The organism is Glaciecola petra (genome assembly GCF_031846345.1).
Lineage (GTDB): Bacteria > Pseudomonadota > Gammaproteobacteria > Enterobacterales > Alteromonadaceae > Glaciecola > Glaciecola petra.
This window is the reverse complement of the sequence record NZ_JAVRHX010000001.1, coordinates 878,461-892,159: the sequence shown is the minus strand read 5'-3', so window position 1 is coordinate 892,159 and position 13,699 is coordinate 878,461. Positions and strand designations below refer to the sequence as shown.

General features: G+C 40.2%; 14 protein-coding genes and 2 tRNA genes. 12 read left to right on the top strand and 4 right to left on the bottom strand.

Annotation, left to right across the window (positions count from 1 at the left end; genetic code table 11):
- The first annotated feature begins 72 nt into the window (after positions 1-72).
- Entirely contained in the window at positions 73-1,980 is a 1,908-nt protein-coding gene (locus tag RM552_RS04035) for an alpha/beta hydrolase domain-containing protein (RefSeq protein WP_311367496.1), read from the top strand.
- Here the strand turns inward: RM552_RS04035 and kdsA are convergent.
- From kdsA to hemA, 4 genes are all read right to left on the bottom strand, one after another.
- Entirely contained in the window at positions 1,977-2,822 is an 846-nt protein-coding gene (gene kdsA, locus RM552_RS04030; protein WP_311367495.1) for a 3-deoxy-8-phosphooctulonate synthase, read from the bottom strand. The genes RM552_RS04035 and kdsA overlap by 4 nt on opposite strands.
- 106 nt (positions 2,823-2,928) lie before the next feature.
- On the bottom strand, positions 2,929-3,792 hold the full coding sequence (prmC, locus tag RM552_RS04025; protein ID WP_311367494.1) for a peptide chain release factor N(5)-glutamine methyltransferase: 864 nt from the start codon (positions 3,790-3,792) through the stop codon (positions 2,929-2,931).
- Positions 3,793-3,811: 19 nt separating this feature from the next.
- Positions 3,812-4,897 (bottom strand): peptide chain release factor 1, encoded by a 1,086-nt coding sequence (prfA, locus tag RM552_RS04020; RefSeq protein ID WP_311367493.1) that lies wholly within the window; start codon positions 4,895-4,897, stop codon positions 3,812-3,814.
- Positions 4,897-6,174, bottom strand: a complete 1,278-nt coding sequence (gene hemA, locus RM552_RS04015) for a glutamyl-tRNA reductase (protein ID WP_311367492.1) — start codon at positions 6,172-6,174, stop codon at positions 4,897-4,899. The genes prfA and hemA overlap by 1 nt, the downstream gene beginning before the upstream one ends.
- A gap of 93 nt (positions 6,175-6,267) precedes the next feature.
- On the opposite strand from hemA, the gene lolB reads away from it, so the two are divergent.
- From lolB to RM552_RS03960, 11 genes are all read left to right on the top strand, one after another.
- Positions 6,268-7,014: a lipoprotein insertase outer membrane protein LolB gene (gene lolB / locus RM552_RS04010; protein ID WP_311367491.1), complete on the top strand. Its 747-nt coding sequence runs from the start codon at positions 6,268-6,270 to the stop codon at positions 7,012-7,014.
- Entirely contained in the window at positions 7,007-7,882 is an 876-nt protein-coding gene (gene ispE / locus RM552_RS04005; protein ID WP_311367490.1) for a 4-(cytidine 5'-diphospho)-2-C-methyl-D-erythritol kinase, read from the top strand. The genes lolB and ispE overlap by 8 nt, the downstream gene beginning before the upstream one ends.
- Positions 7,883-7,923: 41 nt before the next feature.
- A tRNA-Gln gene (locus RM552_RS04000) sits at positions 7,924-7,999 on the top strand.
- Between the two features lie 40 nt (positions 8,000-8,039).
- Positions 8,040-8,978: a ribose-phosphate pyrophosphokinase gene (locus RM552_RS03995; RefSeq protein WP_311368271.1), complete on the top strand. Its 939-nt coding sequence runs from the start codon at positions 8,040-8,042 to the stop codon at positions 8,976-8,978.
- Between the two features lie 87 nt (positions 8,979-9,065).
- Complete coding sequence (locus RM552_RS03990) at positions 9,066-9,284, top strand: hypothetical protein (protein WP_311367489.1); 219 nt, start codon at positions 9,066-9,068, stop codon at positions 9,282-9,284.
- 23 nt (positions 9,285-9,307) lie between these two features.
- On the top strand, positions 9,308-9,688 hold the full coding sequence (locus tag RM552_RS03985; RefSeq protein WP_311367488.1) for a hypothetical protein: 381 nt from the start codon (positions 9,308-9,310) through the stop codon (positions 9,686-9,688).
- 140 nt (positions 9,689-9,828) lie between these two features.
- On the top strand, positions 9,829-10,485 hold the full coding sequence (locus RM552_RS03980; RefSeq protein WP_311367487.1) for a 50S ribosomal protein L25/general stress protein Ctc: 657 nt from the start codon (positions 9,829-9,831) through the stop codon (positions 10,483-10,485).
- A 20-nt stretch (positions 10,486-10,505) separates the two neighbouring features.
- Complete coding sequence (gene pth, locus RM552_RS03975) at positions 10,506-11,090, top strand: aminoacyl-tRNA hydrolase (RefSeq protein WP_311368270.1); 585 nt, start codon at positions 10,506-10,508, stop codon at positions 11,088-11,090.
- A 32-nt stretch (positions 11,091-11,122) separates the two neighbouring features.
- Positions 11,123-12,214, top strand: a complete 1,092-nt coding sequence (ychF, locus tag RM552_RS03970; RefSeq protein WP_311367486.1) for a redox-regulated ATPase YchF — start codon at positions 11,123-11,125, stop codon at positions 12,212-12,214.
- Positions 12,215-12,445: 231 nt separating this feature from the next.
- Positions 12,446-13,471 carry a hypothetical protein gene (locus RM552_RS03965; protein WP_311367485.1) on the top strand — a complete coding sequence of 342 codons (1,026 nt, stop codon included), beginning with the start codon at positions 12,446-12,448 and terminating at the stop codon, positions 13,469-13,471.
- A 145-nt stretch (positions 13,472-13,616) separates the two neighbouring features.
- A tRNA-Met gene (locus RM552_RS03960) sits at positions 13,617-13,693 on the top strand.
- The last annotated feature ends 6 nt before the right edge of the window (positions 13,694-13,699 follow it).

Here is a 13,699-nt window from a genome sequence, read left to right as displayed (position 1 = left end):
TATTGGGCAATATTACTCAATGAACTAAAGTACTTAAGGTCGGTAGATCTTTATTTAAGAGGAAGCATAATTATGCCTTTGTTACGTCTGTGTTCGTTGTTATTAATAATACTTTGTAGTTTTTCTTCTCACGCTAAACTCGTCAATGTACAAATTAACGAACAAACAAACTTTATCGCTTTTGGCATTGAACTCGAAGCTATAAGCGGTAATTTACATTTCGAATTCGACCCTAAATTGCCGCAAAATCAGCACGTGACTGACATCCAATTGGCTAACATGCAAGATGGAAAAGTAGCGGTAACATCCACTTTTTTCATTATCCAACCAGCAGATAAAAATAAAAGGAAGGCGACTCTTCTAGAGATTAGCAACCGAGGTTCAAAAGCCTCACTACGGTATTTTAACAAAGCTGTGGTGAACAATTCGCCTACAACAGCGTCTTCATTAGGCGATGGCCTATTGCAGCGTTTGGGCTTATCGGTTATGTGGGTGGGTTGGCAAGCAGATGTCTATGCTCAAGATAACAATATGTCGGTTATATTGCCTAGGGCTAAAAACACTACAGGCATGGCTCGCAGTGATTGGACAATAGAAAGCCAAGCTAACAAATTGCGTTTGGCACATAGGGATAATATTAAAGTACTTTATGTCGTCGACAAGCACAAACAAGAGCAGGCTTATTTAACACGGCGACTTGCCCCCAACGACATGAAACAAATTGTGCCTAGCTCTAAATGGCGTTTTTCAGAACAAGGGGATGCGATTGTTGGCGATTTCAATCCTGGCATCTACGAATTAGTATACCCAACCCAAGAATCAATAGTTGTTGGATTAGGATTTGCACTCATTAGAGATACCGCAGAATACATAAAAAAAGGTGATTCACGGTTCTCTAGCCCTAAAACCATAGCATTTGGAGTCTCACAAACAGGTAGATGGCTGAGACACTTCTTATACCAAGGCTTTAATAAAACTGAGGCCGGTAACATCGCATTTGATGGCATGCTTATACATACAGCTGGTGCGGGACGAGGTAGTTTTAATCATCGTTTTGCACAAGCCTCGCGCGATGCACATAGAATGTCAGCGTTCTTCTATCCTACCGATGTGTTTCCATTTGCGAGTAGACCAGTTGAGCACCCTGTCACAGGCGAACCTGATGGCTTAATGCTGCATATGACAAACGCTTTTCACCCTAAAGTGTTTTATACCAACACAGGTTACGAATATTGGGGAAGAGCAGCAGCGCTAATTCACTCGCATAATGGAAAAGATATAGAACCCTTAGCAACTGAGCGTATATACCACCTAGCATCAGCCCAACATTTTGTTGAGCGTCAAAGTAACCTGAAAGCCATCGACGGCAAGCCTAGGTATTTTCAAGGAAACTCTCTTGACCTATTGCTAAATTTGCGCGCATTAATAAGTGCATTAACTGAGTGGGTAGTGGATGATAAAAGCCCACCTAAAAGCCGATTTCCACGATTTTCTGATAATACACTAGTCAACTTTGAAAATTATAACTTACCCAATATGTTAAGTGATTTAAGAAAACCTATTAGTCCACACACGGCCTATATTTACGATTATGGAAAACAATGGCAACAAGGTGTTATTAAGCTTAATCCACCCCGTATCCTTGCGACCATTGTACCGCCCTTACCCGCTGTAGACAGCAATGGAAACGAAATAGCGGGTATAAGACACCCATTGCTTGAAGCGCCTATTGCAAGCTTTTTACCGTGGGTATTGCGTCATAACGCACAATTTGCGCAAGATGAAATGATGGATTTCAGAGGTGCGATCAAGTTGTTGCCAAAACAACAGGTATTACAACGTTATGCAAATTGGGACGCTTACAGAAGGACCCTCGAGACTGCGATAAGCCATGCAATCACTCAAGGTTTTATACTAGAAGAAGACCGAGACTCGGTCTTAACGCAAGGGGAATGGCTATGGAAACTAGCGACTGACTAATCGATATCCAAAGGGCTAAATGATTTCACTAATTCATCAACGGCTTTCATTTGTGATAAGTATGGATAAAGTTGGTCAAGTGGTAATGCACACGGACCGTCACATTTAGCATTATCTGGATCGGGGTGTGACTCAATAAACAAACCAGCAATGCCTAAAGCCATGCCACTGCGAGCTAATTCAGCAGCTTGTTTGCGACGTCCATCAGCAGAATCACTTCGCCCGCCAGGCTTTTGCAATGCGTGTGTTGCATCAAAAATCACAGGCGCCATTGGTTTCATTAAATCCATACCAAGCATATCCACAACCAAGTTATTGTAACCATAACAACTTCCACGCTCACACAGTAATATTTGATCGTTTCCTGCTTCGGCAAATTTGTTAATGATGTGTGCCATTTCGTGGGGGGCCAAAAACTGAGGTTTTTTGACATTAATTACTGCTTGGGTTTTTGCCATGGCAACCACTAAGTCGGTTTGCCTCGCTAAAAATGCCGGTAGTTGGATAACATCAACAACTTCGGCAACAGGCCCAGCTTGATACGGTTCATGAACATCAGTAATAATTGGCACATCAAAAGTAGCTTTAATTTTTTCAAATATTCGTAAGCCCTCTTCCAGTCCCGGTCCACGATACGAACTCACAGATGAGCGATTTGCCTTGTCAAAAGAAGCTTTGAATACATATGGAATACCAAGTTGCGAAGTCACTTCTACATATTTTTCTGCGATACGCATGGCTAAATCTTCTGACTCTAAAACATTCATTCCACCAAACAAAACGAAAGGAGAATTATTTGAGACTTCGATTCTATTGACATTAACTTGCGTAATTGCATTCATTTTTTAAGTTCCTAGTTTCTGATTTGGCATTTATTGACAGCTTGCTCTTTGACGCAAAGATTGTCGTTAAATATCTTTATTTGTCGCTAATTGTTAGTAAATTCCGTTAATTGCTACGAAATTTCGCGTAAGTTACACGCACTTTTTTACCATAATCATGACGATGTTGAATATTAGTATATCCATGGTCTAACAAAATTTCAGCAATCCTTAGGTGTTGCTCATGTCCATGCTCTAAAAATAAAAAAGCATCATCGTTTAGATATTGTTGAGCAGTTTCAATAATATAGCGAATGTCGTCAAGACCATCAGCACCCGAAGCCAAAGCGGACATTGGTTCAAATCGCAGATCACCTTGTTGCAAATAGGGGCTATTAGATTCAACATATGGAGGATTAGCGACAATAAGATCAAAGCGTATATTGTTGCTTTTAGAAAAAAAACTAAACCAGTCGCTTTGATGACAATCAATTTTAACTTTGTTTAGCACCGCATTTTTTTCCGCTAATACGACCGCATCAACAATTTTATCAACTGCGCTAATTTCCCAGCTAGGGTTTTCTTTTGCTAATACAATGGCAATAGCTCCAGTACCCGTGCCCAAATCCAACACTTTTGTCTTGTCGGGAAAATCATGTTCAAGAACCGCTTCAATTAACGTTTCCGTATCTTGACGTGGAATAAGCGTGCAAGGCTCAACAAACAACTCTAGGTCCCAAAAGCTCTGTTTACCCAAAATAAATGCTAATGGTTTGCCGTTTATACGCTGCTTTAATAGTGCCTCAAAATGCTCAACTGTATCTTGTGACAATTGCTCTTCTGCGTTTGTAATCATCCAAGCGTGATTCTTTTGAATAACATGTTCCAACATCAAACGAGCTTCTAATGCTGGTGCCTGATAACTTAAGTCGGGTTGATCAGCGATAATTTGTGCAGACCATTTTAAAAGACCTGAGACAGACTTATTCATCAATTTTATTCGTCAGTTTTTATTCTTCAGACAATGCAGCAAGCAAATCGGCTTGATGCTCCTGCCTTATGGGGTCAAGCAAAGCGCCTAGGTCTCCAGCAATCACATCGTCAAGCTTATACAAGGTTAAATTAATGCGATGGTCAGATACCCGTCCTTGCGGAAAATTATAAGTCCGAATACGCTCAGACCGGTCGCCGCTACCCACCAAACTCTTTCGAGTACTGGCTTCTTCTTCTGCGCGTTTGTCTGTTTCCAACTGATTTAAACGCGACTGTAACACCGACATGGCTCGTGCACGGTTTTTATGCTGAGACCGTTCATCCTGACATTCAACAACCACACCAGTAGGCAAATGAGTTAAACGGATAGCCGAGTCCGTTTTATTAACATGTTGACCACCCGCTCCAGATGCTCTGTAAGTGTCTACACGTAAATCAGCTGGGTTAATTTCAATTGCTTCAGACTCGGGTAATACGGGTAATACCGCGACCGTGCAAGCAGAAGTGTGAACCCGTCCTTGAGATTCGGTTTCGGGAACTCGTTGCACACGGTGACCACCCGACTCAAACTTTAAAATTCCAAAAGCGCCATTCCCACTTACTTGTGAAATGACCTCTTTATATCCGCCATGCTCGCCTTCGTTTGCGCTCATAACTTCCAGACGCCAGCCTTTCGTCTCAGCATAACGAGAATACATACGGAATAAATCACCCGCAAAAATTCCGGCTTCATCTCCTCCTGCACCCGCTCTAATTTCTAAGAAACAATCGTGATCGTCGTTTGGGTCAGTGGGTAATAAGAGTATTTGTAATTCAGTTTCTAGCGTTTCGGTCCGATGTTTTGCATCTTTGTATTCTTCTTGTGCCATCTCTCGCATTTCAGCGTCATCTTCTTGCATCATTTCGTTGGCAGATTCAATATCTTGTTGTGCACTTTGAAATGCATTGAATTTTTCAACGACTTGTTCTAGTTGAGAATACTCTTTTGATAATGATCTAAACTTTTCTTGGTCACTAATAATGCTTGGTTCACCCAATAAGGCTTGAACTTCTTCAAAGCGTTCAACCAGTGTTTCTAGTTTCGTTACTACAGAATCTTTCATTATTTTCCTTTTGGGCCTTCTACTTGAGAAGTAAAAATATCTTCTAACAAACTTAACGCGCTTTTGTTTGGGTCAGCTATAGCCTGCTGAAGGGCTTTAGTAGGCTGATGCATCATGGTTTGTGCTAATTTGTAACTGAGTTCTTCAAGCACCTTATCAGTTTCCTCACCTTGCGCTAACTTTTGCATCGCTTTCGATAATATTTGTTGACGCACTATTTCAACATCTTCTCGATAGGCCTTAATTAAGTCACGCTTTTGATGCAATTGCTGCCACTTTAATAAGTCTTCTATATTTTGGCTAATTATTGCATTGGCTTCTGAGGCAGCAACTTCTCGATTTGCAATATTTTCTTGTACTATATGCTGTAAGTCGTCAACCGTATACAAATACGCATCGTCGAGTTTACTAACCTGGTCCTCAATGTCTCTAGGTACTGCTAAATCTATAAGCAACATGGGTTTGTGTCGCCTTGCTTTTAAAGCAACATCTATTGTACCTTTGCTGATCAAAGGCAAAGCGCTTGCGGTTGAACTAATAACAATATCAGTCTCACTTAACACGCTAGGAATTTGACTTATTGTGACAACTTTACTTTGAATATCTAGGACATCAGCAAGATGTTGCGCATTTGCTAAGGTTCTATTTGCAATTGTAACTTGTTTTATTTCAACATCGCTTAAATGTTTAGCGACCAATTCGATGGTTTCACCTGCACCAATTAACAACACCGTACTTTTATTTAAATGTCCGAAAATCTGCTTAGCTAATTGAACTGCGGCATAAGCAACAGAAACTGCATTTGCGCCAATATCAGTTTGTGTCCGCACTTTTTTGGCAACTGAAAATGTTGATTGGAAAATCTTTTCAAATTGGCCATTAATCGTCCCTACATGCTTTGCTTCAGTAAATGCTTGTTTAACCTGTCCAAAAATTTGTGGTTCTCCCAAAATAAGTGAGTTAAGACCACAAGCCACTTCCATAAGATGTCGTAAGGCATCTTCCTTTTCGTATAAATAAATATATTTTTTCAGCGTTTCAACATTGATGCTGTGCAGTTCTGCTAACCAATCAATTAAATCAGCACATGAAATTTGAGCGGAACTAGCAAACAGTTCGGTACGATTGCAAGTAGACAATATCACCAACTCAGCATTCTCTCGCTGCTTGGCGTATATGGTCAATGCATCGGCAAGGGTTGCGGGAGTAAACGCAACTTTTTCACGTACCTCAACAGGAGCAGTTTCGTGGTTAATGCCAACAGCAATAAAGCTCATTAGTATGGAATAGCCTAGGTTAATTTAATATGTTCGTATTATCGACAGCGCATTGTAGTCAAAAGCACGCTTAATTTAAAGAAAATCACTATAGTGAGAAATAAAAATACTGTATTCTACGGGAAACGACTTAATTTTGGCGGTATTTTGCACTCATTGCTTTATCAACAACGGTTGTATCACCTTTTTAAAGTGCTTTGTTTCTATGTTGTAGTCGCTTTGTTCGTGATTGGTTGTGTTTCGGCACCTAAGCCCAGAACAAGCCTGGCCAATACATCAGATATTGCGGCACTTGATCAATGGCGTATAAAAGGCAAAATAGCGTGGATCACGCAACAAGAACGCACCAGCGCGTATTTAAACTGGGAGAAAAATCAAAGCTCTTTGTCTTTTGGATTAACCAATGTCTTGGGTATTACATTAGCCAAAATGAAATACGACGGCAATATGGCGACCTTAACCGCAGACGGCAAAACGTATACTGACTTTTCTGCGAGTAGACTAATTGCACAAACAACGGGTTGGCAAATACCTATTGCTAATTTGCAGCACTGGATAAAAGGAGTAGCGGCCCCAGAAATCGAAAAATCCATCAGTGCTGACAGTAATGATTCAAATGAAAACCGAATTCAAGACATTAGCTATAATTCAGATGGTACTTTACGGCAATTCACACATAGCTGCAGAGCATGTGATACATGGCAAATTTCATATGTGGCTTACAAAAGTTGGTCACTATACGAACAAAATTTTCGTTTGCCCTCCTCAATTACGCTTCTTAATGTAAATACCCAGGCGCAAATTAAGTTACGAATAAGCCAATGGAGTGAAAGTGAATAATTCTGAGGTTAATGATGTATTTGATTGGTGGCCTAGCCCTGCAAAAATAAACTTGTTTTTACACGTCTGTGGTCGCTTCGAAAACGGCTATCACGATCTTCAAACACTTTTTCAAATTTTAGATTTTGGCGACGAGATTGGGTTTTCACTTCGTAAAGCTGGTCTGCAAGAAAATTGCGTGCAAATACTTGATAATATTGACGGTCTTGACCCGCAAGACAATTTGATAGTAAAAGCTGCGCAAGCACTATTACCATACAGAACCCTAAAGAGCCACAGTGTTGAGATTAAACTAAACAAGCGTATTCCAATGGGTGGAGGTTTGGGGGGTGGTTCAAGCAATGCTGCGACGACTTTACTGGCCTTAAATAAATTATGGCAGTGTGAATGTGATCTAAGTACTTTATTAGCGATAGGGAAAAAATTAGGTGCTGACGTACCGGTTTTTATAAAAGGGCAAACTGCATTCGCCAGTGGCATTGGTGAAAAGCTGCAGTCTCATAGCGTTCAGGAACAAATATATCTTGTCGCCAGTCCCAATGTGCATGTTTCGACTGCAGCCGTTTTCACCCACCCTTCGCTACCTCGACAAACTCAAAAAATTGATTTTGCGCACTACAAATTTGAACAAACGCAAAATGATTGTGAGAAATTAGTCTGTAATATGCATCCTGAGGTTGCAAATTTATTACAGTGGTTGCTAAACTACGCACCGTCAAGAATGACTGGTACAGGTGCTAGTGTTTTTTCTATTTTTGAGTCCGTTAGCGACGCAAAAAAGGTTTTAAAAAAACTGCCGGCTGGTACAAAAGCTTTTATTGCTAAGGGCTTAGACTGCTCTCCGGTGTTACAAAAATTAGCCCTATGACGCGTAATTGTTACGCATCAAAGCGCATCTGTCGATTTATTTGGGGTATAGCCAAGTTGGTAAGGCAGCGGGTTTTGATCCCGCCATTCGTAGGTTCGAGTCCTGCTACCCCAGCCAACTCTCTTTAAATGCACCGAGGATTTATCTTGTGCCTGATATGAAGCTTTTTGCAGGAAACGCCGTTCCTGAACTCGCCCAGAAAGTCGCCGAACGCTTATACACCAAACTAGGAAATGTGAGTTGTGGTCGTTTTAGTGATGGTGAAATAAGTGTCGAAATACATGAGAACGTGCGTGGTTCGGATGTTTTTATTATCCAGTCTACTTGCGCGCCCACTAACGATAACTTAATGGAACTTATCGTTATGATTGATGCGTTTAGAAGGGCTTCTGCTGGTCGAATAACCGCTGTTATCCCCTACTTTGGCTATGCCCGTCAAGATCGACGCGTGCGCTCGGCAAGGGTACCAATTACAGCTAGGGTAGTCGCCGACTTTTTGTCTAACGTCGGTGTTGACCGCGTATTAACTATCGATTTACATGCTGAGCAAATTCAGGGATTCTTTGATGTACCGGTAGACAACGCCTTCGGTACGCCCATTTTATTAGACGATATGTTTCAACGTGACTTTGACTCACCAGTTGTTGTCTCGCCAGATATTGGCGGTGTAGTGAGGGCGAGAGCAACAGCTAAATTACTTAACGATGCAGACCTCGCCATTATCGATAAACGTCGTCCAAAGGCTAACGTTGCTCAGGTAATGAATATTATTGGTGATGTTAAACAACGAGACTGTATTATCGTCGATGACATGATTGATACGGGTGGCACGCTAGCGAAAGCAGCAGAAGCGCTTAAAGCGCATGGTGCCAAACGCGTTTATGCATATGCTACTCACGCGGTGTTTTCAGGCAATGCGGCAAAAAACTTGGAAGACTCTGTGATTGATGAAATTATAATTACCGACAGTATTCCTTTGCCACCAGAAATCAAAAAGTTGAACAAGGTTAAACAGCTTACATTGTCTGAAATGCTTGCTGAGACGATCCGTAGGATCAGTAATGAAGAATCTATTTCAGCTATGTTTGAATACTAATTAGCAATGGTGAATTTGAACGATGCGACGTTATGGATTAAATCCATAGCGTCGTTTTTGTATTAGCCTCAGCGAGCAGAGTGAGCGATGACAGAACAAACACCAAAACCAAATAATACTAAACTTACTATGCGCATAAGAATCATACTTGGTATTGCTTCTATCCCCTCTTTCCTATTAGCGGGAATGTTAGGCGTCATGATAGTCAACGGTGATGCGAGTGATATAGGTTTCTTCGAAGCAGTTTATGCGTGTGTTGGTATATTAGCGTTATATATTGCACTTAGCGGTAAACGTTTGTTTTAATTGTTTGATTCAGGAAATACAAAATGCCATATCAACAAATTTTAATTTTGATTATGTGTACTTTTTTTCTTTACGCTTGCCAATCTTCAATACCTGATCAGGAACCCAATATGACAGTTGTCGAGGATAATAACGAAAAACCCCAAAAAACCCTTACACTTGTAGGTTATATCCGATATCAAAATATCGAAGGCGGTTTTTTTGGATTTATTGATAGCAAAGGCGAGGCATTTACTTTAATCAATTTACCCAAAGCTCATTTAGTAGATGGATTAATGCTTGAAATAAAAGGAAATATCATAAAGGATTATGCAACTACTACACAGTTTGGTTCTGTCTTAAATGTGAGTCAATCAACGGTACTAGGAAAGGATCAATCTCCCCCTTCTGCAAAGGAACTGTAAAATATTAGCACTATCTACACTTTTTAATTGTACGTGGCCTTTTCCAATGATAGAATTCGCCGCCGTTTTAATACGGTGAATACGCGTGTTGCTTGGTCGCAAAGCCACACAAATTTAATTTATAACATTGGAGACATTATATGTCTGACGCAATTTTTACATTGGATGCTACTGTCCGCACAGATATGGGGAAAGGTGCGAGCCGCCGCCTACGTCACGCAGGAAAAGTACCAGCCATCATATACGGTGCGGGGAAAGATCCCATCGCATTAACGCTTGAACACAATAAAGTAATTCAAGCACAAGCTTTTGAAGCCTTTTATTCACATGTTTTGACTATCAATGTTGATGGTAAAAAAGAAGAAGCGCTTGTGAAGGATATGCAACGTCACCCTTTCAAGCCTAAGGTTACTCACATTGACTTTCAGCGCATTGTTGCTGGCGAAAAACTTACCACAAACGTACCTCTTCACTTCATTAACGAAGATAAATCACCTGCTGTGAAATTAGAAGGAGGTCATGCTGAGAGATTGATGACAGAAATTGAAATAAGCTGTCTGCCTAAAGATCTTCCAGAATATATAGAAGTAGATTTGATAGCCGTTGAGCTTGATAGCGCCGTTCACTTGTCAGATATCAAATTACCTAAGGGTGTTGAATGTGTTGAATTAGCTAAAGGCGAAGAGCATGACTTAGCCGTTGTGACAATTAAAATGTCTCGCGGAAGTGCAGAAGCTGCAGACGAGGCCGGCGATGAAACAACTGGCGAAGCTGAAGCCGGAGATACTGAGGAATAACATCAGTGTCGACCACTAACATGCCTAATGTTCGTTTGATCGTGGGCTTGGGAAATCCAGGCCCCGAATATCGATTCACTAGACATAATGCTGGCGCTCAATTTGTAGAAAACTTAGCAGAAAGATTTGGCATTAGCCTTAAACTTGACGCTAAGTTTTTTGGTTTTACTGGCAGAGGGAATATTGCCGGCAAAGATGTTCGCTTGTTGATACCAACAACTTTTATGAATTTAAGTGGTAAAGCGGTTGCTAGCATGTGTCAGTTTTATAAAATTGACAAAAGTGAATTATTAGTTGCCTTTGATGAACTTGATTTTGAACCTGGTGTTGCCAAATTTAAACAGGGTGGCAGTTCCAGTCAAAATGGTATTAAAGATATTGTCAGTCGCTTGGCTAACCAGCGTGATTTTTGGCGTTTACGCATAGGCATAGGTCATCCTGGACATAAAAACAAAGTATCGGCCTATGTGTTGTCAAAGGCACCTAAGCAAGACTACGAAAATATTGAGAGCGCGATTGACGAAGCTTCTCGATGCTTAGAATTACTGCTTACAGAAGGTATAACAAGCGCGCAACAACGCTTACATAGCTTTAAAGCAGACTAAGCACCAATCAATAACAAATTTAAGAGGCAATTATGGGTTTTAAATGTGGCATCGTTGGTTTACCTAACGTCGGCAAATCAACTTTATTTAACGCGCTCACAAAAGCCGGTATAGAAGCAGCAAACTTCCCCTTCTGCACCATTGAGCCAAATACTGGCGTTGTACCAGTGCCTGATACGCGACTTGATAAATTGGCGAGTATTGTTAATCCTCAACGCGTTATTCCAACAACAATGGAATTCGTCGATATTGCGGGTCTAGTTGCGGGAGCTTCAAAAGGTGAAGGTTTAGGCAATAAATTCCTTGCAAATATTCGCGAAACCGATGCTATTGGGCATGTTGTTCGTTGCTTCGATGACGATAATATCGTGCATGTTTCTGGCAAAGTAGATCCTCAAGAAGATATTGATGTGATTAATACTGAACTAGCATTAGCCGACTTAGAAACCACTGATAAAGCTATTTTAAGAGTTGCGAAAAAAGCAAAAGGGGGAGACCAAGAAGCAAAATTTGAACTTGTTGTCCTCGAAAAACTTTTACCGCACCTAAATGAAGGTGGTTTGCTAAGAGCTTTAGACTTGACTAAAGAAGAATTTCAAGCGATCGCTTATATGAATTTCCTAACCTTAAAACCGACAATGTATATTGCCAATGTGAACGAAGAAGGTTTTGAAAACAACCCCTATTTAGATAAGGTTAAGGCTATTGCGGAGGCTGAAAACGCGGTAGTTGTTAGCGTTTGTGCCGCTATAGAATCTGACATTGCAGAACTTGAAGACGATGAAAAACAAGAGTTTATGGATGAACTTGGTTTAGAAGAACCCGGTCTGAACCGTGTAATAAGAGCCGGTTATAACTTATTAACTCTGAAAACTTACTTCACAGCGGGTGTCAAAGAAGTGCGTGCTTGGACATACCCTGAAGGCTCGACCGCTCCTCAAGCCGCTGGTAAAATACATACCGATTTTGAAAAAGGCTTTATTAGGGCCGAAATTGTTGGCTTTGACGATTATGTCACTAACAACGGTGAATCTGGAGCGAAGGAAGCAGGCAAATGGCGCTTAGAAGGTAAAGATTATATTGTTAAAGATGGTGATGTCATTCATTTCAGATTTAACGTGTAAGTTTTTTCGCGTTTTACCAACACTAATAAGGATAGGGTTTATCTTATAAACCCTACCCTTTTTGCCTGCAATACAGTGTCAAATACTTTACAAATTTATTGTTTTTTCTAATTTAAATATCATCCATTTAGCGCCATTCCCCATATAAAGCAATATGCATAAGCACAGACAGAGTAAAGGTGTGTAAAACCTCGCTTGGTCTTATTAATACATCCATGATATTGATATTTTATGAAAAATAGTATGCCGCAAACTACTATGCCTTTGTTACCCGGTGAAAAACCCATACCAAAAGCGCCCTCGATAGTGTTGGATGATGGAACTAACTGTATACCTCAGCATTTTCTTAGCTATCAGCACACTTTGAATTCAGTCTCTGAAATTATTTCACTTATTGATTTTGATCCTAAATATGTGTTGTTTGTCGATGAAGAACAAAACAGTATATTTCTGCAAGTAGGCATAATTGGCAAAGACAACTATTTGCCAAAATCGGTGCAGCAATCAAATAAAATAGTTTATGGCAGGAGATGGCGCGTTGAACCTCAATTACCTTCATCAGAAATTATACAAACTGCTTTTTTGGCCTGTCTTAAAGCTCGCGAGCATGAAATAAGAGAGCTTTTTAAATATCGAAGTGAGTTATTACAAAAAACAGTAATAACGACTCCTTTTAGCTGTCATCATGACTTGCCATTGATAGCCATGTCAAAGTCGACTGATACAAGCGCAATGCGTTATCCTTTAGCGCTTGAAAACCTTATTGCCTGTTTAAAAAAAGTGACCTATGCAGACGCTATTTTTAAATTTAAAGGGCTACAAGTACTGCCTGGTGACAAGCAACAATATATTCTTAGTTTTGATATAAGCCCCCTTGGAAAGAGTGATTTACATGAGTTAAAACAAGCAATAAGTGCGCATATTGTATTAAATGATTTATGTGAAGATACTATTTTGTATGGCCTATTCGATTATGTGCTAGCCCTTAGTAATCGTTATGTTGAAGAAAACTTCATATTCAAGGGCTATGCACGTTTTTCTCGAAATCAAAGTGTTGCGAAAATATCAAATCTGTCAGCCGAAACACGTATTGGAAGCCAACATAATATTGATAGTGAATTTGCGACACAATTTGCAGATTTAAATTATCAAACCGACGCAACACGTGTTCCGAAAATTAACAATAATGGGTTGGAGAAAAAGATTAAACATCAATTAAAACAGTTTGACATTCAATATGGTTTTTTACCTAAATAAAATACTGAAATAGATAAATGTGATGCACTTTTTAGCCTCAATTGTGGCATTTTTACGCAAGTGCGTCATTTTGACAAAAAAACGGTTGACGCTTAACTTTCAACTAAGCATAATACGCGCCACTCCGAAAACGGAGTAATTTAGTGGCTACGTAGCTCAGCTGGTTAGAGCACATCACTCATAATGATGGGGTCGCAGGTTCGAGTCCCGCCGTAGCCACCATTTTAT